This is a genomic window from Clostridium sp. Cult1, from assembly GCF_021655095.1.
Taxonomy (GTDB): domain Bacteria; phylum Bacillota; class Clostridia; order Tissierellales; family Tepidimicrobiaceae; genus Schnuerera.
In genome coordinates this window covers 2000451-2023845 of record NZ_PPXW01000001.1, presented here as the reverse complement: position 1 = coordinate 2023845, position 23395 = coordinate 2000451, and the positions used below count along the sequence as shown (strand labels likewise).

Below are 23395 nucleotides of genomic sequence, written 5' to 3'. Positions count from 1 at the left end.
TAAAAGAGGTAAGTGGACTGCCACTTACCTCTTAATTTATGATATAATTTAATAGGATTATATTAATTCAGTGAGGTGCCTAATATGTTTATTGAGAATACTGAAGACTTAGCTCAAAACAAATTGCTTTTATTATATATAATTGATAAATCTGAAAAGCCATTGACCAATGAAGAAATTACAGAGTTTGTATTGGAGAAAAATTATATGAACTATTTTCTAATACAGCAATATTTATCAGAGCTTATTAATTCTAGTTTTATAGAACACATTACTAAAGAGGATAAAAATGTCTATCATATACTGGATAAAGGGAAGGCTACCCTATCTTATTTTGAAGATAGGATACCTAATAAAACTAAAGAAGAAATTACAAATAAATTTATTCAAATTAAAAAAGATGAAAAAAAAGCAACTCAAGTACTTAGTGAGTTTTTCAAAAAAGACGATAACCAGTTTATGGTTAATTTAAAACTTGTAGAAAACGATGAAACTTTATTTAGTATTTATATAAACGTGCCCACCATCAAACAAGCAGAAAAAATTTGTTATACTTGGGAAAATAATACTGAATATATTTACAAGAATGTATTAAATATGTTAGTTGGTGAAAAAATCACTTCAGTTGAGGATTAGGACCCCGTTGGGTTCCTTTCCAACCTGAATATTTTTTATTACTTTATTGTCTTTTATATGGAATAAAGTGAGCATATTGGTTGAAATATTTGAAATAAATAAGATATTATCTTTATTCCATTCTAGCTTATTGGGCATTCCTTTTAAATATGTTTTACTTAGCATGTTTTTCCCCTTTATATCCATCCTATATAGACATCCATTATCCATATTGGTAATAAATATGATTTCGCTGCCATTTATTTTTAACATATTGCTAAAAATTCCTTCAATTTCAGTGCAGCTCTCTTCTTCAAAGGTTTTTAAATTTATTATGGATATATTACTATTGTTAATAATACCATTGTTAATATTAGAAAGAATATAGATTTGATTTTCAAAAATAGCTATTTTAACAGGATTGTTGTTTAGTTTTATGGTGTGGTGTTCCTCTCCATTTAAACTTATAAGGTCAATGCTATATCCATTACTATTTACTACATAGATATTCTTGTTGTTTTGATCAATTTCAATATAGGTAGGTTTCTCTCCTACTGGTATATTCTCAACTAAAGAAAAGCTTTCTTCATCTATTATAGAAATAGAATTAGAATCTGTATTAGCTATAAAGAGACGTTTGTTGAAATACTTAATACATGTAGGATAACTGCCTACAGCTAAAATATCTATTATTTTTTTGTTTTTCAAATCCATTTTGAAAACCGAATTATCATAAACATTGGTACAGTAGACATATCCCTGTTGACTGGATACAATATCATAGGGCCCAATAATATATCCTTTTAGCCTAAGGGCTTTTTCATCCATAACACTAGCAATTTTTATTAGATCTAGAATCTCTATTTCCCCGTTATCAAAATCTATGAGAGTTAATGTATCATCTCCAGTATTTGCAACTACAACTTTTCCCTTTAATATCAACTTCTCACCTCCATCCACTATATATAAGTTAATCTATGCATATTAGTGGATTAAGGTGATAATATATATTTTCTATTTGCTTTCTATTTGCTAAAAATCCTTTTTGCCAGTAAAGGTTTTTTAATTGATAGATTTCTTCTTTTAACCTCAATTATCAATTGATTTACTATAGGGACTCTCTTTTCATATTCATCAAAATCCTGAAAATTTGACAAGGTTTTTAATTTTTCCATTTCTTCTAAAGTAAAGTCGATTAATTGTTCATTTGTCAAATTGGTGTATGAAAACAATTTCACTTTATTCATAAAAAAACCTCCTATAGAATCTATAAATATGTATATTCTATAGGAAGGTTACATATACTAGTTATTTTTTAGTATGATTTTTCTAATATCTCCAATTAAATATAAAGATCCACCGAATACAATTAAGTCTCCATCTTCTGCTAATTCATAGCTTTTATCTATGGCTTCCTTCATGTCTTTTTCTATGATAGTGTTATTATTATATTTATTGATTATCTTTTCTAGAGCCTCAGCTTCCATTTTTCTAGGCATATTTACTTCTGTAATTATTATATTATCTGCTAAGGGCACTATTGTCTCCACTATATGATCTACATCCTTGTCTTTAAGTATTGCTATCCCAAGAATTAGTTTATTATACTTAAATTTTTTAATACTCTCAGCTAAAGTTTTAGCCCCTTGTAAATTATGAGCTCCATCGATTAGGAATGTAGGATTTCTTTTCAGTATTTCTAATCTTCCAGGCCATTTGGTATTTTTAAGCCCTTCTCTAATCTGCTTTTCTTCTATATTAATTAACCCTTTATCCTTTAAAACTAAAATAGTCATCAACGCTAATGTAGCATTATATACTTGATATTCCCCTATTAAACTAATTTCCAAATTCTTATAAATTTGATCTTTATATGAGAAATTGAAAACTCCACCTTCTTGGCTCAAGCGGATTATCTCCACCTTTTCCATAGGGCAACGGATTAATTTTGCTTTCTTTTCTAACGCTACCCCCTCAATAACTTTAAAGGCTTCTATTTCCTGAGGGTATGAAATTACAAGACCTTTTTCTTTAATAATTCCAGCCTTTTCATAGGCAATCTTTCCCAATGTATCTCCTAATACATCAGTATGATCATAGTCTATTGTAGTTATAACAGAAGCATAAGACTCTCTAATAACATTTGTTGAATCAGCTCTTCCCCCTAATCCTACCTCTAATACTATAAAATCTACATTCTCTTCTTTAAAATATAGGAAGGCAATAGTAGTTACTATTTCAAAAGTAGTAGGGTGTTCATACCCTTTTTGTAACATAATTTCTATTTTTTCTTTTACTTTTTCAGTAATCTTTGCTAACCTTTCATCGGGAATATATTGTCCATTGATGGATATTCTCTCATTAAATCTTTCTAAATATGGAGATGTAAACAATCCTACCTTATAACCTGCTTCTTTTAACATGGTAGCCATATAGACAGAAGTAGAGCCTTTCCCATTGGTACCTGCCACATGGATATATTTCATATCCAAATGGGGATTTCCTAATAGATCTAATAGCTTTCCTATTACATCTAATCCTAATCTTGAACCAAATTTATTTTTGTCATTTATATAGTTTAAAGCCTCTACATAGTTCATTTCCTTCCCCCGCCTCTATTTATTTTTACAAGGTGGAGCCTATCCACCCTATAATCAATTATTGGATTTTAGACTTTCTAACCTTTCTAGAACTTTATTCATCATGTCTTGATATTTCTTTTCTTTAGCTTTTTCTTTCTCTACAACTTGTTCTGGTGCTTTTTGAATAAACCCTTCATTGGAAAGTTTTCCTCTAACCCTTTTAAGTTCTCCTTCTAGTTTTTGCTTCTCTTTTTCCAATCTTTCTATTTCCTTTTCGAAATCGATTAGATTTTTTAATGGAATATATACTTCACATTTATTTAATACTACGGATATATTGTCTTCTCCTAAATTAGATTTATCTTCTTGTATTTGTATATCTTCACCACTAGCTAAGTTGGTAAAATATCTTTTACCATAATTGATAATACTTTTTATTCCTTCATCTTTAGTTACAAATATTAGGGTAGCTTTTCTAGATGGTGCTATATTCATCTCTTGTCTTGCATTCCTTATGCCTTTAATGGCTTCCATTATAAAGGCCATTCTCTTTTCTGCTTCTAAGTTTTCCTTATCTTCATGATATACTGGCCAAGTGCTTACAATTAGAGATTTTTCCCTTCCAGGTAAATGTCTCCATATTTCTTCCGTAATATAGGGCATAAATGGATGTAATAATTTTAATATATTTTCTAATACATGAAGCAATACCTTTTCTGCTGTTTCTTTACTTTCTTTGTTTTCTCCATATAATCTAGGTTTAACCATTTCAATATACCAATCACAGTATTCGTCCCAAATGAAATCATAAATCCTTTGAGCTGCCATTCCTATTTCATATTTATTAAGATTTGTTGTAACTTCTTTAATCACCCTATTTACCCGTGATATTATCCATTTATCCTCTTCTTCCAGATATTCATCGAAGATTGTCTCCATTGCTGCCTTTTCATCTAAATTCATCAATACGAATCTAGTAGCATTCCATAATTTATTAGCAAAATTTCTATTGGCTTCAACTCTTTCCATATAGAATCGCATATCATTTCCTGGAGTATTTCCAGTAACCAGAGTGAATCTTAAAGCATCAGCTCCATATTCCTCTATTACATCTAATGGGTCTATTCCATTTCCTAAGGACTTACTCATCTTCCTACCTTCTGCATCCCTTACCAACCCAGTTAAAAAAACATCCTTAAAGGGTACTTCTCCAGTGTGTTCCAAGCTTGAAAATACCATTCTAACTACCCAGAAGAAAATAATATCATATCCTGTTACTAATACATCTGTTGGGAAGAAATATTTTAGATCTTCTGTTTCTTCTGGCCAACCTAATGTTGAAAAAGGCCATAGGGCAGATGAAAACCAAGTGTCTAATGTATCTGGATCCTGATATATATTGGTACTATTACATTTAGTACATTTTGTTGGCATTTCTTTAGAAACCATTATTTCTTCACAGTCTTCACAATAATATACAGGTAATCTATGCCCCCACCATAATTGTCTAGATATACACCAATCTCTAATTTCCTCTAACCAATGGGTATAAACTTTTCCAAATCTTTCTGGAATGAAGTTTAGTTTTCCCTCTTTATAAGCATCTAGAGCTGGTTTAGCTAAGGGTTCCATTTTTACAAACCATTGTTTAGATATTAAAGGTTCAACTACAGTTTTACATCTTTCACAATGGCCTATACTATTATCGTGATCCCTTATTTCTACTAGATAACCCTCACTTTTTAAATCTTCTACTATTCTTTTTCTTGCTTCATATCGTTCCAATCCACTATACTTACCACCATTTTCGTTAATAGTTCCATCCTCATTCATTATTATATATTGGCCCAAATTATGTCTTTCTCCTACTTCGAAATCGTTAGGATCATGGGATGGAGTAATCTTTACTGCACCAGATCCAAAGTCCATTTCTACATATTCATCAGCTATAATAGGTATTTCTCTATTTACCAATGGTAGTATAGCAGTCTTTCCTACTACTTCTTTGTATCTATCATCTTCTGGGTGAACTGCTATGGCTAAATCTCCTAACATGGTCTCAGGTCTAGTAGTGGCAATAACGATATATTCTCCTTCATCTTTAATTGGATATCTTATATGCCATATATGGCCTGCTGTTTCTTCATGGTCTACTTCTGCATCGGATATAGCTGTTTTACAATTTGGACACCAGTTGATAATCCTATCTCCTCTATAGATTAAACCTTTTTCATATAGTCTAATGAATACTTCTTCTACTGCATCACTTAGACTATCATCTAGGGTAAATCTTTCTCTACTCCAATCGCAAGATACTCCTAGTTTTTCAAGCTGATTATTTATATTGCCCCCGTATTTTCTAGTCCAGTCCCATGCTTCTTGGATGAAGTTTTCCCTGCCTAATTTTTCCTTTGTCCTTCCTTCAGATCTAATCTTTTCTACAACCTTTGCTTCTGTGGAAATACTAGCATGATCCGTTCCTGGCAACCATAAAGCTTCATAACCTTCCATCCTTTTCCACCGAATTAAAATATCCTGGATAGTATTATTTAATGCATGCCCCATATGAAGATTTCCAGTAACATTTGGTGGAGGCATCATAATGGTATAAGGCTTCTTATTTTTATCTACATTAGCTATAAAATATTCTTTTTCTTTCCAAAATTCATACAACCTATCTTCAAAATCTTTAGGATTATAGGTTTTTGGTAAATTTTCTATCATCTTAATTCCTCCTCTTTTACTCTATTCATCATCCACAATTCACAATATAAAAACCCTCCATCCTTATATAAGGACGAAGGGTTTTTCGCGGTACCACCTTAATTCCATAATAATATTATGGCCCTTAGTATTTATAACGGTTTATCCGTTCTAGTCTACTCTAATTTTCAACTAGAATACTTAGAAGCTACCTTCAATAATCATTGCCTATAAAAGCCTTTCAGCCTAAGGGCTTTTTCTCTGTAATAGGTTAATTACCTACTCCTCTTCTTCATCGTAATATATAGAATTGTTAGAGAATATTATACAGATAATACTAGTCTTTGTCAACATTATCTAAATATAGTTTTTACTATCTTTAGATAAATAAATCACTAGATAGTTTATAAAAGCTAATATATTTAGTATTACTGTAGTCAAAGTTAATAATTTCGTTACGTTTGGATTGGGAAATTTAAATACTATAGAAAGAATTGCAGCATAGAAAGAAACCGTTGCAATCTTCCCATATTTATTTGAGGGAAGGACCTTATTACCTTTTAATAAATATAGTACAAATCCACCTATTATCATCATAATTTCTTTGGCTCCAATTATTAACAATACCCAAGTAGGTATCAACTGAGCTGTAGTAAAGCTTATCAATACTGCAAAGGTCATCAATTTATCTGCTAATGGGTCTAATGCAGCTCCAATTTTAGTTGTTAAATCATATTTCCGTGCAATATAACCGTCTAAAACATCTGACACTCCAGCCATTATAAAAACAATTCCTGCATATAGCAGGTGGTTTTCTTTAACTGAATAAAAAAGCAATAAATATATGGGAACTAATATAATTCTCAATATAGTCAACATATTAGGAATATTCATATTAAAACCTCTCTTCAATTATCTATTTAGTTAGTAACCAAAAAAAATAATTAGAATATTATAACTATAAAAGATTACCCATTATTCATATAATATTATAGGAGGGATATATTTGTCAAAGGTTTTTAAAATAATTTCCATATTTCTAGTATTAACATTATTCATGACATTAGGGTTAACTGGTTGCAAAAAGGACGAATTGAAGAAAGTTAGATTGATCGAAGTAACTCATTCCCTATTTTACACTCCTCAATACGTGGCAATAACCCAAGGATTTTTTGAAGAGGAAGGACTAAAAGTAGAACTTACAGATGGCAAAGGGGCAGATAAATGTATGGCTGCACTATTAAGTGGTGAAGCGGATATTGCTTTTATGGGACCGGAAGCTTCAGTATATGTTTATAATCAAGGTAGAGGAGATTATGCCATTAACTTTGCTCAATTAACTCAAAGAGATGGTTCTTTCCTTGTAGCAAGGGAGCCTGACCCGGATTTTACTTTTGATAAACTTAAAGGTAAGGAAGTACTGGGCGGAAGAAAAGGTGGAATGCCTTTTATGACTTTAGAATATGTAGTAAAAAAACATGGTCTTACTCCTGGAGAAGATGTAAACTTAAGAACGGATATCCAGTTTGATGTATTAGCAGGCGCTTTCGTTGGTGGTGAAGGGGATTATGTTTCATTGTTTGAGCCAGTGGCAGCCACTTTAGAAAAAGAAGGTAAAGGCTATGTAGTTGCTTCTATTGGTAAAGAAGGAGGTTATATACCTTATACTTGTTATTCTACAACTAAGAGCATAATCGAAGAAGACCCTGAATTGGTGCAAAAATTTACTAATGCCATATATAAAGGAATGTTGTGGGTACAAAACCATTCTTCTGAAGAAATTGCAGAAGCAGTTAAACCCCAGTTTCCAGATACAGATGATGAAGTACTAATTGCTTTAATCGATAGATACAGGGAACAGGATAGTTGGAAGCCAGATTTGATAATAACAGAGGAAGGTTTGAACCATATGATGGATATTATGGAACTAGCAGGGGAATTAGAACAAAGAGCAGATTATGAAAAAATAGTTACTACTAAATTTGCAGAAAAAGCTATGGAAAGTATAAAAAAATAGATTATTATGGATTAGTCTTAAAACATCCTTTGATTTACTAATTGAAAGAAGTGAATAATCTAAAATTTAGGATTTTTCACTTCTTTCAAAAAATTATAAAATCAAGTATTTTAGCTACTCTAGAAGGATATTCCAAAACTTGGATAAAAATGTTTACAAAATAGTTACAATTTACCCTTTATTTATTCGACAATTTATTATATACTAATAATAATTAAAATTTAATCTAGCAAATAAAGGAGTTGTTCTCATGACTGATATAAATTCTTTGAAAAATACGATTATTACCTTTACCATAGCTGGAACTCTATTTGCAAACCCTGTCTTTGTACAAGCTGATTTAGGAGATCAAGTATTAAAACATGGAATAGATCATAAAGATGTGCAAATTCTCCAAGAACATTTGATAAATTTAAACTTTCTAGACTTAGAAGAGACTACTACATATTATGGTGATAAAACCCTGAATGCTGTAAAGGAGTTTCAAAGATCCCAAGGATTAGATCCAGATGGCTCTTTTGGTTCTGAAACTTTTGAAGCACTACAGAGAATTTTAGACTTAAAACCTTTAATATATGAACGGGTTTTAAAGGATGGTGTTGAAGGAGAAGATGTTAAAGCTTTACAGGAAAGGCTTAAAATATTAGGATTACTAGATATAGATGAGTGTACTACATATTTTGGTTCTGAAACTAGACAAGCTATTAAAGATTTTCAAAAATTATATGGAATAAAGGTAGATGGAGTAGCTGGTTCTGAAACCATCCAAGCTATAAACGAGGCATTGAAAGGAAATAAACGTAAACTAGACCCTTCAGCCAGTAGAGGTGGATCAAGAAATAGCTCTTTAGCAGAAAGTATTATAGATACAGCTAAAAAATATATTGGTACCCCTTATCGTTACAGCGGTACAACCCCTAATGGATTTGATTGCTCAGGTTTTGTTCAGTTTGTATATAGTCAACACGGTATTACCGTACCTCGCACCTCTATAGAACAAGCAAGTGCAGGTAAAAAAGTGAGTAAAGAAAATTTAGAAATTGGAGATTTAGTTGTTTTCCATGGTACATATAGGTCTGGTCCTAGTCATACGGGCATATATATAGGAAATGGTGATTTTATCCATTCCAGTTCTTCTAGAAGTAAAGGAGTTACAATATCTAACCTAAGTTCTGGTTATTATAGCAATCATTTCTCCTATGGTAGAAGAGTATTTTAAGTAGATAAAAAGGACTGTTTTGACAACAGTCCTTTTCTTAATTATCTCTGTATAAATCCTACTTTCCGATATACTTTTCTTAAAGTTTTATTAGCTATATAACTAGCTTTTTCTGCTCCTTCCCTATATACCTTCTCTAAATAGTCTTTGTCATTTATTAGTTTATTATATCTTTCTTGTATTGGTCTTAATCCCTCTACCACTACTTCAGCTAAGTCTTCCTTAAACTTACCGTATCCAACGCCCTCGTACCTATTTTCTATTTCTTCAATAGTGTCCCCTGAAAAAACGCTATAAATATTAATTAGATTCTTGATTCCTAATTGTTCATCATTATATTTTACTTCTCCTATGGAATCTGTTACTGCTCTTTTGATTTTTCTTCTTATATCATCTGGTTTGTCTAGTATAAGTATATAACCATTTTCATTTTCATCAGATTTAGACATTTTGCTTTCTGGGTTTTGTAGGCTCATAATCCTAGCTCCTTCCTTTTTTATCAAAGGTTCTGGCACTTGGAAAGTAGGACTATATTTATTATTAAATCTTTCTGCCAAGTCTCTGGCTAATTCTAAATGCTGCTTTTGATCCTCTCCTACCGGCACAAGGTCTGTCTGGTACAATAATATATCTGCCGCCATCAATACCGGATAAGTAAATAGGCCTGCATTTAAATTTTCCTCCGACTTTTTAGATTTTTCTTTGAACTGGGTCATCCTACTTAATTGTCCCATATAGGAAATAGTATTTAGTACCCAAGTCAATTCTGCATGGGCAGGTACGTGGGATTGGATGAATATTGTAGACTTTTCTGGATCAAGTCCACAAGCTAAATATATGGCCAGTACCTCTAAAGTGTTCTTCCTTAAATCCTTCGGTACTTGAGGTACTGTTATAGCATGTAAATCTACTATAGAATAATAGCAATCATATTCATCTTGTAATGATATCCAGTTTTTTATAGCTCCTATATAGTTTCCTATGGTAAGTCCTCCTGAGGGTTGGACGCCGCTGAATACAACTTTTTTCTCCATATTCATTCCTCCTAAATAAAAAATCCCCTCCATCTCTATAAAAGAGACGAAAGGGTTGCTTCCGTGGTACCACTCTAATTGGCTTATAGCCCACTTTAATCCTTAAGGGGGATTAGTCCTAATATCCTACTATATTTTCAGATATTAACTCTCAAGTCCATTGGATATAATAGTATCATCAGGCTCCCACCATCCCTGACTCGCTTAGGATCTTTATTATATCTACTACTCTTGATCATAGTTTCATATTCATCTGTTATTTACATTATACACATTTTTATAAAAATGTAAACTAAAATAATTAGATTACATACATTAAATAATCATCCCTGTTGTTTTTTACCACTTTCCCAGGAATACCCACTACAGTAGTATATGGGGGCACATCTTTTAAAACTACTGCATTGGCTCCTATTTTTGCCCCTCTTCCTATGGTTATTGGTCCTAGTATTTTAGCACCAGACCCTATCATTACATTATCCTCTACAGTAGGATGGCGCTTAGTACCTGGTTCTCCCCCAATTCCCCCAAGGGTTACTCCATGATACATAGTTACATTATCCCCTACTTCTGCTGTTTCCCCTATTACTACCCCCATGCCATGATCTATGAATAGATTTTTTCCTATCTTTGCTCCAGGATGGATTTCTATACCAGTAATCCTCCTTGCCCTTTGGGATATGATTCTAGCCAAAACATATCTTTTTTTCTTATAAAGCCTATGGGCTAATTTATGATAAATTAATGCTTTCAAACTTGGATAGCAAAGAATGGCCTCAATCATACTTTTAGTAGCCGGATCCTTTTCCATTATATTCCTTGCTTCTTCTATGATAAACTTAATCATTATATCACTCTCCATTAAACAATACTGTGGAAAGATACCTTTCTCCTGTATCAGGTAAGACCGTTACTACTTTTTTGCCTTTTCCTAGCCTTTTAGCTAAAGCAATTGCAGCATAGATGTTGGCTCCTGAAGATATACCACAAAGTATTCCTTCTTCTACTCCAATTTCCCTAGCTTTTGCAAAGGCGTTTTCATCGTCTACTTTTATTATTTCATCAATTATATTTCTATCCAATATCACTGGTATAAAATTAGCTCCTATTCCTTGGATTCCATGGCCACTTGGATTGCCACCAGATAAAATTGGAGATTTACTAGGTTCTACTGCAACGATTAATGTATTCGGATTATTTTCCTTTAACCTTTTACCTACCCCAGTTATAGTTCCTCCTGTTCCCACTCCAGCGACAAAGGCATCCACTTCCCCTTTTATGTCTTCTAATATCTCTACACCAGTGGTTTCATAATGGGCTTTTACATTATTCATGTTCCCAAATTGGTCTGGCATAAAATATCCTTCCTTATTAGCCAGTTCTTTAGCTAATTCTACTGAACCTGCCATCCCATATTTCCCTTCTGTAAGGATTAATTCTGCTCCATAAGCTTCCATAAGTTTTCTTCTCTCAATACTCATAGTATCAGGCATTACTATTATCACCTTATAGCCCTTTGCTGCCCCTATCATGGCAAGGGCAATGCCAGTATTACCACTGGTAGGTTCTATAATGGTGCTGCCTTTTTTTAATATCCCCTTATCTTCTGCATCTTTAATCATGTATAAAGCTGGTCTATCCTTAACACTACCACCTGGATTGAAAAACTCCACTTTCACCCAAATATCTGCCATATCTTCTGTTATCATATTATTTAATTTTACTAAAGGCGTTCTTCCTATGGTTTTATAGATATTGTTAAATTCCATTTTATCTCCTCCCAAAAATAATTTTTTATTAAAAGTAATCCTTTGAATATATATCCTTAGTTTACCCTGGGGATAGCAATAAAAAAACCTTTTACCTCTTGTATAAATAAATATACAGAGGCAAAAGGTTACTTTCGCGGTTCCACTCTGTTTGGGACATGATCCCATCTCTATTCGAGTACTAACATACTCTAGTTCTATAACGAGAACTACCGTTTAAGTCTACTGAAGTTTCGACTAAAAACTCCTTGGTGCACTTCGAATACACTAGTATAGATTCCTTCCACCAGCTGGAATCCTCTCTGTAATACTATATATACTCTACTTTACCAAGTCATAGTTTTTAAATTTACTTTATAAAATATTATATTACAGTATAGCATAATTGTTCCTAATAGTAAATATATTTTTGTCTTTATAAGGAAAAAGATGTAAAGGCTAATATGGAATATATATAAGCCGTTGGATTCTTGTTTATACTATCTCCTATTGAGTAGGATACCTTATTCAGTCTATCATATATTTCTTCATCTTTTGTTATATTAGATAATTTTTGAAGGCCTAGGGCTGCAAAAGAATTACCTGAAGGGATTGCCCCATCGTAAAAATCCTTTGGTCTTAGGATTAACTGTTCTGAAATATGACTGTAATAATAAAATCCTCCACCCTCTTCATCCCAGAACAGCCTTACCATATCATCCTTTAATTTTTTGCTTATTTCCAAATAGGTCTTATCTTCAGTTGCCTGATAAAGGGTTAAAAGTCCATATATGAAAAAAGCATAATCTTCTAAAAATCCATAGTTATAGCTCTCTCCATCAATATGGGTAGACAATAGATAGCCTTTTTCATCTATAGAATTAGATATTATAAAATCTGCCGCCTCTTTTGCCCTTTTTATAAATAGGTCTTTCTTTACCACTTTCCCTCCATAGGCTAAAGCAGCTATGGCTAACCCATTCCAGGATGTTAGAATCTTCTCATCTCTATGGGGTTTAACCCTTTTATCCCTATAGGATAGAATCATATCCCTCATACTATTCAACTTATTCATATCTAATTCCTTTATAGAATCTAAGTCCTTTCCAATTAGATTGGGAATACTCTTTCCTTCAAAATTTCCCTCTTCCGTTATATCATAATAATTGGTATAAAATTCTCCAAACTCTTCTCCTAAAAGATCTATTATTTCATCGTATTCAAATACATAGTATTTCCCCTCTTCTCCTTCTGTTTCTGCGTCTAAGGCAGAATAAAAGCCGCCTTCCTCTGATACCATATCCCTTAATAGAAATTCGAATATCTTCTCTCCAATTTCTTTATAATGAAGTTTTTTAGTCATTTCATAGGCTTTAATATAAGTAATAGCCAGTAAAGCATTATCGTATAACATCTTCTCAAAATGAGGAACTAACCATTTTTCATCTACTGAGTACCTATAAAACCCAAATCCTATATGATCGAATATACCCCCTTTATACATATTGTCTAGAGTTGTTTCAGCCATATTTATTGCCTTTTCATCATCCATATTATATCCGTATTCTAGTAAAAAAAGTATATACTGAGGTAATGGAAATTTAGGCCTATAGGAAAATCCTCCATTAGCTTCGTCATAGGTTTCTTCTAACTCTTCCTTTGTCATTTTCAATATATCTTTATCAATATTTCCTTTAGAATAGCTATTGTATCTTGAATCTACTTCTTTTAATATATAATGGCTTTCTTCAATTATATCCTCTTTTCTTTCCTTCCAAGTTTCCTTAACCTTAGTTAATAATTCTATTAGCCCAGTAAGTCCTCTTTTTGATCTTTTAGGGAAATAGGTTCCAGCAAAAAAAGGCTTACCATCTGGAGTTAATAATAGAGTAAGAGGCCACCCAGCTGTTCCAGTTAAGGCTTCTGCAAAAGTTATATAAACCTTGTCTATATCTGGCCTTTCTTCCCTATCTACCTTAATTGGAACAAAGTGCTCATTTAATATATTGGCTACTTCCTCATCCTGAAAGGATTCCCTATTCATATTATGACACCATCTACAGGTAGAATATCCTATGGACAAAAATATAGGTTTATCCTCTTTCTTAGCCTTCTGAAAAGCCTCTTCTCCCCAGGATTGCCAATTTATTGGGTTATAGGCATGTTGAAGTAAATAAGGGGATTTTTCATATATTAATTTATTTGGATTTCTGTTATCCATTTCATTCATTTAACCAAACCCTTTCTAAATATTGTTATGTATATTCTACCCATAGAATTTGGCTATATTCCAAAACTAATATCTATTTTAATACTTCCCCTTTAATCCTTTTATAGAGTTCATAGCCGCTGAAAGGTCTTCCATCATATTTTAAAATTTTGTGGCTAGATTCATAAGGGGTTTCTTCCCTTATTAAACTATCTAATTGACCGGTAGCATTTTGTTCTATATCTATTATCCTACTGGCAGTTTTTCCTAAATCTAATAACCTCTCTTTAGGGAACGGCCATATATCTCCAAATACTAAAGCCCCAATAGATACTTCTTCTCCCCTAAGTCTATCAACTGTTTCCTGAACTGCACCATAGGTAGAGCCCCAGCAGACTATTAAATTCTCTGGCCTTTCGTCCCCAATTAGCCAAGGTTCCTCCACCTCTTCTCTTAAACCTTGGAATTTTTCCATCCTTTTATCTACCATTTTAGTCCTGATAATTGGGTCTTCTGTAATATGCCCAAATTCATCATGTTCATGGCTATCTGCTAGGACTACCTGACCTGGTATTTCCCCTGGAATTATCCTTGGAGATATGCCATCTTTAGTAAGTTTATAGGGTTTATACTCTTCATCTATTAGCTCTTCTTCCTTAGAAATATACCTATCTATTTTAATCTTACTAAAATCAAAGGGTTTTATAGTTTGAGTATAGTCTGCTAAATACAAATCCGTTAGAAGAATTACGGGAATTCTATATTTATCAGCTATATTAAAGGCCCTAGTCGTTTGATAAAATGCATCTTCTGGGTTTCTTAAGGCTATAACCATCCTAGGAAATTCCCCATGGCCTGCATGGATCATAAATCTAAGGTCTGATTGTTCAGTCCTAGTAGCCATACCTGTGGCTGGACCTGACCTTTGGGCATTTACCAATACTATAGGTAATTCTACAATGCCTGCTAGGCTTAGGGATTCTATCATTAAGGCTATCCCTCCTCCAGAAGAACCTGTCATGGATCTTATTCCTCCATAGGAAGCTCCTAAGGCCATATTTAGAGCAGCTACTTCATCTTCTATCTGCTCTACCATAATTCCCATTTCTTCTGATTTCTTGGATAAGTAGGATAATATACTGGTAGATGGAGTCATAGGGTATCCACAGTAAAATTTACATCCTGCCCCTAGGGCTCCTAAGGCTAAGGCTTCATTTCCATTGATTACTATTTTATCATCTTCCAATAATTCTAATTTATATCTCTTCTCCATTGCCTCATATCCTGCCCTTAAAGCAGATATATTGGCTGGGGCTATTTTTTCTTGAAATTGGCTTCTAATCAACCCTTCTGGAATATTAAGGGGCAATCCAAAGTACTTGATTATAGCACCTAATCCTATGGTATTATAGACTCTAGGATTTTTAATATCCTTTAGTATTCTCTTTATGGGTATATGTACTATCTTTTCCCCTTTACCTATCCCTTCATCACAGATTAAAATTCCCTTGGGTTTTAATCTGGAACTATGGATTTCTATAGTTTCTTCATTTAAGGCAAATACTAGATCAATTTTTTCAGAATGTGTAAAAATCTCTTTATCCGAAAACCTAATTTGAATGAAATTATGTCCACCTCTAACCCTAGACATATAGTCTCTATAGGTGAACACATAATATCCGCAACGTTTTAAAGTTTTCTCTAAAAGATGAGCAAAGGTATCTATACCTTGACCAGCTGCACCACCTACTAAAATAGTATAGTCCAATTGAAAACCTCCCGTCCCTTATATTGTTGAACTTATTTCACTATACTATGTTATACCCTAAATAATCCCATTATCACAAAGAACTACTTAAGACTTAGAAGCAATACTAGCATAAAAATTAGATGGCCTAGGCCATCTAATCTTCTATTCTTCTTCCCATTTATGAGATCTTTCTACGGCTTTTTTCCACCCTTTATATAATCTCTCTTTTTCTTCATCTTCCATTTCAGTTTCAAAGACTCTATCTACACTCCACCGTTTTGTTATCTCTTCTTTATCACTCCAGAAGCCAACGGCTAGCCCTGCTAAATAGGCTGCACCTAATGCGGTAGTTTCTATTATCTCTGGTCTATGGACAGGAACCCCTAATATATCCGATTGAAATTGCATTAGGAAATTATTTGCCACTGCTCCTCCATCTACCCTTAAATCCTGTAGGTCTATACCTGAATCTTCCTGCATAGCTTCCAATACATCCCTTGTTTGATATGCAATAGACTCTAAAGCTGCCCTTATTATATGATTTTTATTTGCTCCCCTTGTTAAACCTACTATAGTTCCCCTTGCATACATATCCCAATAAGGAGCTCCCAATCCCACAAAGGCAGGGACTAGATATACTCCATTATTATCTTTTTCTTGGGATGCAAAATATTCACTATCCTTTGCATGGGTTATTAAATGTAGTTCATCTCTTAACCATTGGATTACAGCCCCAGCTACAAAGATACTACCTTCTAGGGCATATTCTACCATGCCATCTACTCCCCAGGCAATAGTGGTTAAAAGTCCATTTTTAGAAGTTACCGCTTCTTCACCAGTATTCATCAACATAAAACATCCAGTGCCATATGTATTTTTAGCCATTCCCGGTTCAAAACAAGCCTGCCCAAATAAGGCTGCCTGTTGGTCTCCTGCTATACCTGAAATTGGAATTTTTGCACCACCAAGGGTTTGTGGATCTGTAACACCATATATTTCACTAGAAGGTCGAACTTCTGGTAACATAGCAGCTGGTATACCTAATTCTTCTAACATCTTTTCATCCCATTTTAATTCCTTAATATTGTATATCATAGTTCTAGAGGCATTACTATAATCCGTAACATGTACCTTGCCTCTTGTTAAATTCCATATTAACCAAGTATCCATATTACCAAATAATAATTCACCCTTTTCAGCTTTTTCCCTAGCTCCCTCTACATTATCTAGTATCCATTTAATTTTAGTTCCTGAAAAGTATGCATCTATTACCAGTCCAGTGTTTTCCCTAATATAATCTTCTAGACCTTTTGCTTTCAATTCATCACAGATATTTGCTGTCCTTCTACATTGCCAAACTATAGCATTATATATGGGTTTTCCTGTATTTTTATCCCATACCACAGTAGTTTCCCTTTGATTTGTTATCCCTATGGCTGCTATTTCATCTGGTCTAATTCCTGCTGTTTCTAGCACTTCTCTAAGGACTCCAGACTGGGTGCCCCATATTTCCATTGGGTCATGTTCTACCCAACCTGGTTTTGGATAGTATTGAGTAAATTCCTTTTGTGCTACTTGAATTATTTCCCCTTCATGATTAAAGATTATAGCTCTAGAACTTGTTGTACCCTGATCTAAAGCCATTACATATTTTTTAACCAATGCTTCTTCCCCCTTTTATTTTATTCTATAGTTATACCCATAAATTTGTAAATAGCTGATATACGAAAGCACCCAATACTCCACCAATTATTGGTCCTACTATTGGTATCCAGGCGTAGCCCCAATCTGAATCTCTCTTTCCCGGTATTGGCAATATAGCATGGGCTATTCTCGGTCCTAAATCCCTGGCAGGATTTATAGCATAACCTGTAGGACCTCCTAAACTTAATCCTATACTCCATACTAGAAAACCTGCTAATAAGGCAGATAGGGCACCTACCCCGTTATTACCATGATTAATACCTAAGATTCCAATAACCAACATAGCAGTTCCTATAATTTCAGTAATCATATTGGATACAGTATTTCTTATTGCCGGAGCTGTACAAAATACTCCTAATTTGGCATCTGCATCTTCTGTAGCTGCAAAATGATCTTTATAAGTTAAGTATACTAAAATAGCACCAACCATTGCCCCTAACATTTGGCCCACAATATATCCAGGCACCAAAGACCAGGATATATTTCCAATGGCAGCAAACCCTAAAGTCAATGCTGGATTAAGATGGGCACCACTAACCCAGCCAGTAGTATATGCCGCCATTGCAACTGCTAATCCCCAAGCTGTGGAAATTACTATCCACCCTGAGTTATTGCCTTTAGAATCCTTTAGAACAACGTTTGCCACTACTCCATCACCAAGAAGGATTAACAACATTGTACCAAAAAACTCACCAAAATACATACCCATATTCGACACATCTTCTCCCCCTTTTTAAATTTTCTAATAATCTTAAAATCCAATAAAATGAATAACTTTTTCTTCTCACCTCCTATATCGTTTTTACTACATATACCACACTTCTTCATTACTAGTAGATATGGCTATAGCTCCTGCTTTAAGGCTTAAAATCACATCTTCCTTTTCTTTAATAAGTCCTCCGGTTATTACCGGTATACGAGTTTCTGCAATTACATTTTTCACTATTTTAGGCATGATTCCTGGAAGTATTTCAACAGCATTTGGCTTTGTGTTTTTTATTGAATTAATGCCAGAATCTAATGCTAGAGAATCTAATATGAACAATCTTTGTATAGTGAATATATGCAATTCCTTTGCTGCTTTTATTAAATTAGCTTTAGTTGTGATTATGCCATCTAAACCTATATGTTCATATATGAATTTTACAGCTATATCATCTTTAGAAAATCCGTCTATTAAATCTATGTGAATATATACTAGTTTATCCTTCTTCTTTAAGCTATCTACTATAAATCCCAGATTGAGTATATTCCCTGTTAATAAAAACACTATTTTACATGGCGATTGGATAACCTTGTCTAATTTGTCTACATGGTTAAGGGCAGCTATAATTGGATTCTGATTTGCAGTATTGAAAAAATCTTTCATGACTCTCCCCCCTTTTTGTATAGGAATCATCTATTCCATCGGAATTTTTGTGTATCAAAAGTTTCTTTTCTATTCTAATTATTCCTGCACTATTACTAGATATATGCTTGTACTTCTGTCTCTATACAGTCTACCGAAAATATTTCTTCTAAATAAAACCGCAACTATCTAGCCTATTATTCAATAGGTTAAATATTGCGGTTCTCTCTATCTCCACCAAATATTTAATTTTATACATATTTATCATATCAGAATAGATTTTATTTATATAATATTATGATAAAGGTCCTCTTTTTATGAATATTTAGAAATATTGTTTTTTTGCTTTACAATTTGCCAATAGAATAATATAATAATTATAAGATAAAAATTAAATATTATGGTTGAGAATGGAGAACCACACTTTTTGCTCTTAAAGAGCAAAGTGTGGTTCTTTTGTATTTATCCAAAAAAGGAGGGTTTTCCATGTATGATGTAATCATAATTGGTGCAGGGATTATAGGCAATTTTATTGCTAGAGAATTGTCCAAATATGAATTAGACATATTGTTAATGGACAAGGAAAACGATATATCCAACGGTGCTACTAAAGCAAATACGGCTATAATACACGCTGGATTTGATGCTCTTAACGGTAGCAAGATGGCTTATTTTAACGTACGGGGTAATCCTATGTTTGACCAGGTATGTGATGAATTAGGCGTTCCCTTTAAAAGGATTGGCTCCTTGGTTTTAGCTTTTGATGATACTGATTTAAAAACATTAAAGGTTCTATATAATAGAGGCTTAAAATCAGGGGTTCCTAAAATGGAAATTCTGAATAGAGACCAGGTAGAAAAAATGGAACCTAATATATCTCATAATGTTCAAGGTGCATTATATGCTAAAACTGCTGGCATCATTGGTCCTTGGGAATTGGCCATTGCACTAGGAGAAAATGCTATAGAAAACGGGGTTGAACTTAGCTTAAATACAGAGGCATTGAATATTGATAAAACCTCTAATGGATACAATGTTTTTACTAATAAAGGTAAAACAGAAGGGCGAATAGTAATAAATTGTGCAGGAATCTATGCAGATAAGTTGAATAATATGGTTTCCCATAATAAGTTTAGAATCATTCCTAAAAAAGGCCAATATTATTTAATGGACAAAACCGTTGGTAATATTGTAAATACTGTAATATTCCAATGCCCAACACAAAAAGGCAAGGGTGTGGTGGTAACCCCTACTGTTCATGGGAATTTAATAGTAGGACCAGATAGTGAAATTATAGAAGAGAAAGAAGATACAAAAACCAATAGCCATAGATTAAAGTTCGTAGCCAAAGTTGCTAGTAAATCCCTCCCGAATATTCCCTTTGACAAAGTAATTACCACTTTTGCTGGAATTAGAGCAGAACCAGAAACCGGAGATTTTATAATAGGAGAACCAGATGATGCCCCAGGTTTTATAAATGTGGCAGGTATAAAGTCGCCTGGGCTATCAGCTTCACCAGCTATTGCAGAATATGTGGTTAATATGGTAGGTGAGATTAATAATGGTCTGGTAAAAAAGGATAACTATAATCCTAATAGAAAAAAGATAATTAGGTTCAACCAACTATCAAATGAAGAAAAGAATGAATTGATAAAAATTGATCCTAGGTACGGTAAAGTAATTTGCAGATGCGAAACCATAACAGAAGGAGAAATTATAGATGCAATCCTTAGGAAGGCAGGGGCTACTACTGTTGATGGAGTAAAGAGAAGAGCAAGACCTGGCTCTGGTAGATGTCAAGGCGGATTTTGTATGCCTCGTGTAATGGAAATATTGGCTAGAGAACAAGGTAAGGATATAGAAGAAATTGTGAAGGATAGTTTAGATTCTTATATTTTGACAGGTAAAACCAAATAATCATTTTGGAGGTGTTAAATTTGAATTATGATTTAGTTGTAGTAGGCGGTGGACCTGCTGGTTTAGCTGCTGCAATTAGAGCCAAGGAATTGGGAGTGATGGATATACTAATTATAGAAAGGGATAATGAATTAGGTGGAATTTTAAACCAATGTATTCATAATGGTTTCGGACTCCATATTTTTAAAAAGGAATTAACAGGGCCTGAATATGCGAAGATATTTATGGACAAAGTAGAGGAACTAGGCATAGATTATAGACTAAATACCTTTGTTTTAGATATAAATGATAAAAAGGAATTGGCAGTGGTAAATTCTACTGATGGTTTTTTTAGTATTCAAGCTAAAGCCATAATATTAGCCATGGGCTGTCGTGAAAGACCAAGGGGAGCTATTAATATCCCAGGTACCAGACCTAGTGGAATTTTTACTGCTGGGACTGCCCAAAGATTTATCAATATAGAAGGATATATGGTAGGAAAAAAGGTTGTAATTCTTGGTTCTGGGGATATTGGGTTAATCATGGCAAGAAGACTTACTTTAGAAGGAGCAAAAGTAGAAGCTGTAGCTGAAATAATGCCCTATCCTAATGGGCTAAAACGGAATATTGCTCAATGTCTGGAGGATTTTAATATTCCTTTATTATTAGAACACACGGTAATAGATATTATAGGTAGAAGCAGAATTGAAGGTGTAATATTAGCTAAAGTAGATGAAGATAGAAATGTAATAAAAGGAACAGAAAAACATATAGAATGCGATACCTTAATCCTTTCCGTTGGATTGATTCCTGAAAATGAATTATCTAAAAGTGCAGGAGTAAAAATGGATCCCCTTACTTCTGGTCCCCTAGTAGATGAAACTTTAGAAACTAGTGTAGCAGGAATATTTGCATGTGGTAATGTACTCCATGTTCATGATTTAGTTGATAATGTAACTAAAGAATCTTATAAAGCTGGAGAATCGGCAGCTAAATATATTAAAGAAGTTGGTGAAAAGAAAAAGATTAAGGATAATATAGTTCACCTATATCCTGAAAAGGGAGTAAGATATGTTCTGCCCCAATATTTAGATATAGATAATTTAGATGAGAATATTAACCTATTCATGAGAGTAGATAATATCTATAAAAATATAGAGATTATTGTAGAAACCAATGGAAAGGTTATAAAAAAATTTAAGAGAAATCAATTATTTCCATCAGAAATGGAATCTATACTCTTAAGAAAAGAGGATTTAAATAATATGACTGGAAACAAAGTTTCAGTTTATATTAAATGATTGGAGGGATTAATATGGGCAGGTTAGAAAAAATTTGCATCCTTTGCCCCATTGGATGTAATTTAATTATTGAAAAAGATCCTACATCAAAAGAAGGATATAAGGTTAGTGGAAATAGATGTAATAGAGGTTTTCAATATGCTATAAAAGAAATGACCAACCCTACTAGAGTCCTTACATCTACAGTAAGAATTAAAGGGTTCTCCAACAGTATGTTACCCGTAAGAACTGATGTGGGAATCCCCAAGAATAAGATGCTTCAAATCATGGATGAAATAAGGTATTTAGAAATTGAAACACCTATTAACGCAGGAGATATAATTGCAAAGAATATATGTAATACAAATGCCAATTTAATTGCTACTAAATCCATAGGCTAAATAGATATGTAAAAGGATAGCTTAAGCTATCCTTTTACATGAACTCCTTTAGTAGTTTTTCCGCATCCATAGGATCCAATTCTCTATCTACAAGAGGTGGCCCTTCCTTTATAAATGGGAACTTGTCTTCATAGGTTTCCTTTTCAACTTTATATAGTATTCCTATAGGAATTTTATCGCCAAACTCCATGGCCTTTTTAAAGGCTTCTTCCCTATCGGTATAGTCATAATCCTCTGGTAAATGATACACTCTTTCCTTGTACCATGCAAAGGTATTTACCTTATTCCATACTACACAGGGTTGGAATATATCTACTAGCGCATAGCCTTTATAATTTATTGCTTCTTTCATTATCTCTACTAAATGGGGAATATCTCCAGAAAATCCTCTAGCCACAAAGCCTGCTCCCATAGTTAAAGCTAAAGCCAAAGGTTGTAACGGCTCCACCTTAACCCCATCAAATTGTAAGGTAGTCTTCTGTCCCATAGCTGTTGTAGGTGATGCTTGCCCTTTAGTCAATCCATATATCTGATTATCGTGGACAAAGTGGGCTATATCTATATTTCTTCTTATAGTATGGATGAAATGGTTTCCTCCTTCACCGTATGTATCCCCATCTCCCGATTCTACAATTACTTTTAAATCTTTATTTGCCATTTTTATTCCTATGGCTGGTGGCAAAGCCCGACCATGGAGACCATTGAATCCATTCACCTTTATATAATGGGGCATTTTTGCAGCCTGACCTATCCCCGATGAAATAACTACTTCATGCGGTGCCAGCCCTAGTTCTTCTAAAGCTTGTTTAAGGGCTGTTCTTATCATATAGTTTCCACATCCAGGACACCAGGATGGTTCATAAAGTTTATATTCATTAACCATTATAAT

Annotated in this window: 20 protein-coding genes and 3 other annotated features; of the genes, 6 read left to right on the top strand and 14 right to left on the bottom strand. The window is 33.5% G+C overall.

Annotated elements, in window-relative coordinates; all coding sequences use genetic code 11:
- Positions 1–84: 84 nt before the first annotated feature.
- Positions 85–636: a DUF4364 family protein gene (locus C3E89_RS10075; RefSeq protein WP_236912669.1), complete on the top strand. Its 552-nt coding sequence runs from the start codon at positions 85–87 to the stop codon at positions 634–636.
- On the opposite strand, the gene C3E89_RS10070 is transcribed toward C3E89_RS10075, so the two are convergent.
- The 5 genes from C3E89_RS10070 to pgsA form a co-directional block, all read right to left on the bottom strand.
- On the bottom strand, positions 622–1557 hold the full coding sequence (locus tag C3E89_RS10070; RefSeq protein ID WP_236912668.1) for a YncE family protein: 936 nt from the start codon (positions 1555–1557) through the stop codon (positions 622–624). The genes C3E89_RS10075 and C3E89_RS10070 overlap by 15 nt on opposite strands.
- An 83-nt stretch (positions 1558–1640) precedes the next feature.
- Entirely contained in the window at positions 1641–1862 is a 222-nt protein-coding gene (locus C3E89_RS10065; RefSeq protein ID WP_236912667.1) for a hypothetical protein, read from the bottom strand.
- Positions 1863–1919: 57 nt separating this feature from the next.
- A complete protein-coding gene (locus C3E89_RS10060) occupies positions 1920–3215 on the bottom strand; it encodes a bifunctional folylpolyglutamate synthase/dihydrofolate synthase (RefSeq protein ID WP_236912666.1) in 1296 nt (431 codons plus the stop codon).
- A gap of 54 nt (positions 3216–3269) precedes the next feature.
- The gene (locus C3E89_RS10055; protein ID WP_236912663.1) at positions 3270–5921 is read right to left on the bottom strand and encodes a valine--tRNA ligase; all 2652 of its coding nucleotides are present in this window, start codon (positions 5919–5921) and stop codon (positions 3270–3272) included.
- Positions 5922–5987: 66 nt separating this feature from the next.
- Positions 5988–6205: a binding site (T-box leader), on the bottom strand.
- A 52-nt stretch (positions 6206–6257) separates the two neighbouring features.
- Positions 6258–6794: a CDP-diacylglycerol--glycerol-3-phosphate 3-phosphatidyltransferase gene (gene pgsA / locus C3E89_RS10050; RefSeq protein WP_236912661.1), complete on the bottom strand. Its 537-nt coding sequence runs from the start codon at positions 6792–6794 to the stop codon at positions 6258–6260.
- Positions 6795–6906: 112 nt separating this feature from the next.
- Here pgsA and C3E89_RS10045 point away from each other — a divergent pair, with 112 nt between their 5' ends.
- Positions 6907–7917, top strand: a complete 1011-nt coding sequence (locus tag C3E89_RS10045; RefSeq protein WP_442870596.1) for an ABC transporter substrate-binding protein — start codon at positions 6907–6909, stop codon at positions 7915–7917.
- Between the two features lie 250 nt (positions 7918–8167).
- Positions 8168–9136 carry a C40 family peptidase gene (locus C3E89_RS10040; RefSeq protein WP_236912659.1) on the top strand — a complete coding sequence of 323 codons (969 nt, stop codon included), beginning with the start codon at positions 8168–8170 and terminating at the stop codon, positions 9134–9136.
- Between the two features lie 41 nt (positions 9137–9177).
- On the opposite strand, the gene trpS is transcribed toward C3E89_RS10040, so the two are convergent.
- From trpS to C3E89_RS10000, 8 genes are all read right to left on the bottom strand, one after another.
- A complete protein-coding gene (gene trpS, locus C3E89_RS10035; RefSeq protein WP_336512943.1) occupies positions 9178–10176 on the bottom strand; it encodes a tryptophan--tRNA ligase in 999 nt (332 codons plus the stop codon).
- A 33-nt stretch (positions 10177–10209) separates the two neighbouring features.
- Positions 10210–10418: a binding site (T-box leader), on the bottom strand.
- Positions 10419–10471: 53 nt separating this feature from the next.
- Positions 10472–11017 (bottom strand): serine O-acetyltransferase EpsC, encoded by a 546-nt coding sequence (epsC, locus tag C3E89_RS10030; RefSeq protein WP_236912653.1) that lies wholly within the window; start codon positions 11015–11017, stop codon positions 10472–10474.
- A gap of 4 nt (positions 11018–11021) precedes the next feature.
- Positions 11022–11939, bottom strand: coding sequence for a cysteine synthase A (gene cysK / locus C3E89_RS10025; protein ID WP_236912651.1), 918 nt, complete (start codon positions 11937–11939; stop codon positions 11022–11024).
- A gap of 113 nt (positions 11940–12052) precedes the next feature.
- Positions 12053–12286: a binding site (T-box leader), on the bottom strand.
- Between the two features lie 68 nt (positions 12287–12354).
- On the bottom strand, positions 12355–14148 hold the full coding sequence (locus C3E89_RS10020) for a thioredoxin domain-containing protein (RefSeq protein ID WP_236912648.1): 1794 nt from the start codon (positions 14146–14148) through the stop codon (positions 12355–12357).
- Between the two features lie 73 nt (positions 14149–14221).
- On the bottom strand, positions 14222–15895 hold the full coding sequence (locus tag C3E89_RS10015; RefSeq protein WP_236912645.1) for a 2-oxoacid:acceptor oxidoreductase subunit alpha: 1674 nt from the start codon (positions 15893–15895) through the stop codon (positions 14222–14224).
- 144 nt (positions 15896–16039) lie between these two features.
- A complete protein-coding gene (gene glpK, locus C3E89_RS10010) occupies positions 16040–17521 on the bottom strand; it encodes a glycerol kinase GlpK (RefSeq protein WP_336512970.1) in 1482 nt (493 codons plus the stop codon).
- 49 nt (positions 17522–17570) lie between these two features.
- Positions 17571–18290, bottom strand: a complete 720-nt coding sequence (locus tag C3E89_RS10005) for an MIP/aquaporin family protein (protein ID WP_236913469.1) — start codon at positions 18288–18290, stop codon at positions 17571–17573.
- A 96-nt stretch (positions 18291–18386) separates the two neighbouring features.
- Positions 18387–18950 carry a glycerol-3-phosphate responsive antiterminator gene (locus C3E89_RS10000; protein WP_005584407.1) on the bottom strand — a complete coding sequence of 188 codons (564 nt, stop codon included), beginning with the start codon at positions 18948–18950 and terminating at the stop codon, positions 18387–18389.
- Positions 18951–19415: 465 nt separating this feature from the next.
- Between C3E89_RS10000 and C3E89_RS09995 the strand changes: the two genes are divergently transcribed.
- From C3E89_RS09995 to C3E89_RS09985, 3 genes are read left to right on the top strand one after another with little or no spacing between them, the layout of a single operon-like run.
- Positions 19416–20846, top strand: a complete 1431-nt coding sequence (locus C3E89_RS09995) for an NAD(P)/FAD-dependent oxidoreductase (protein ID WP_236912640.1) — start codon at positions 19416–19418, stop codon at positions 20844–20846.
- A 20-nt stretch (positions 20847–20866) separates the two neighbouring features.
- Positions 20867–22126, top strand: a complete 1260-nt coding sequence (locus tag C3E89_RS09990) for an NAD(P)/FAD-dependent oxidoreductase (RefSeq protein WP_236912638.1) — start codon at positions 20867–20869, stop codon at positions 22124–22126.
- A gap of 14 nt (positions 22127–22140) precedes the next feature.
- A complete protein-coding gene (locus C3E89_RS09985; RefSeq protein WP_025642694.1) occupies positions 22141–22506 on the top strand; it encodes a DUF1667 domain-containing protein in 366 nt (121 codons plus the stop codon).
- A 34-nt stretch (positions 22507–22540) separates the two neighbouring features.
- Here the strand turns inward: C3E89_RS09985 and C3E89_RS09980 are convergent, their stop codons facing one another.
- Positions 22541–23389 carry a 2-oxoacid:ferredoxin oxidoreductase subunit beta gene (locus C3E89_RS09980; RefSeq protein ID WP_005583402.1) on the bottom strand — a complete coding sequence of 283 codons (849 nt, stop codon included), beginning with the start codon at positions 23387–23389 and terminating at the stop codon, positions 22541–22543.
- Positions 23390–23395: the final 6 nt, after the last annotated feature.

Bases quoted from the DNA above. Each gene is read 5' to 3' on its own strand.
- C3E89_RS10075 (WP_236912669.1), top strand. From the start codon at position 85: ATGTTTATTGAGAATACTGAAGACTTAGCTCAAAACAAATTGCTTTTA.
- C3E89_RS10065 (WP_236912667.1), bottom strand. From the start codon at position 1,862: ATGAATAAAGTGAAATTGTTTTCATACACCAATTTGACAAATGAACAA.
- C3E89_RS10060 (WP_236912666.1), bottom strand. From the start codon at position 3,215: ATGAACTATGTAGAGGCTTTAAACTATATAAATGACAAAAATAAATTT.
- C3E89_RS10055 (WP_236912663.1), bottom strand. From the start codon at position 5,921: ATGATAGAAAATTTACCAAAAACCTATAATCCTAAAGATTTTGAAGAT.
- pgsA (WP_236912661.1), bottom strand. From the start codon at position 6,794: ATGAATATTCCTAATATGTTGACTATATTGAGAATTATATTAGTTCCC.
- C3E89_RS10040 (WP_236912659.1), top strand. From the start codon at position 8,168: ATGACTGATATAAATTCTTTGAAAAATACGATTATTACCTTTACCATA.
- trpS (WP_336512943.1), bottom strand. From the start codon at position 10,176: ATGAATATGGAGAAAAAAGTTGTATTCAGCGGCGTCCAACCCTCAGGA.
- epsC (WP_236912653.1), bottom strand. From the start codon at position 11,017: ATGATTAAGTTTATCATAGAAGAAGCAAGGAATATAATGGAAAAGGAT.
- cysK (WP_236912651.1), bottom strand. From the start codon at position 11,939: ATGGAATTTAACAATATCTATAAAACCATAGGAAGAACGCCTTTAGTA.
- C3E89_RS10020 (WP_236912648.1), bottom strand. From the start codon at position 14,148: ATGAATGAAATGGATAACAGAAATCCAAATAAATTAATATATGAAAAA.
- glpK (WP_336512970.1), bottom strand. From the start codon at position 17,521: ATGGCTTTAGATCAGGGTACAACAAGTTCTAGAGCTATAATCTTTAAT.
- C3E89_RS10005 (WP_236913469.1), bottom strand. From the start codon at position 18,290: ATGGGTATGTATTTTGGTGAGTTTTTTGGTACAATGTTGTTAATCCTT.
- C3E89_RS10000 (WP_005584407.1), bottom strand. From the start codon at position 18,950: ATGAAAGATTTTTTCAATACTGCAAATCAGAATCCAATTATAGCTGCC.
- C3E89_RS09995 (WP_236912640.1), top strand. From the start codon at position 19,416: ATGTATGATGTAATCATAATTGGTGCAGGGATTATAGGCAATTTTATT.
- C3E89_RS09985 (WP_025642694.1), top strand. From the start codon at position 22,141: ATGGGCAGGTTAGAAAAAATTTGCATCCTTTGCCCCATTGGATGTAAT.
- C3E89_RS09980 (WP_005583402.1), bottom strand. From the start codon at position 23,389: ATGGTTAATGAATATAAACTTTATGAACCATCCTGGTGTCCTGGATGT.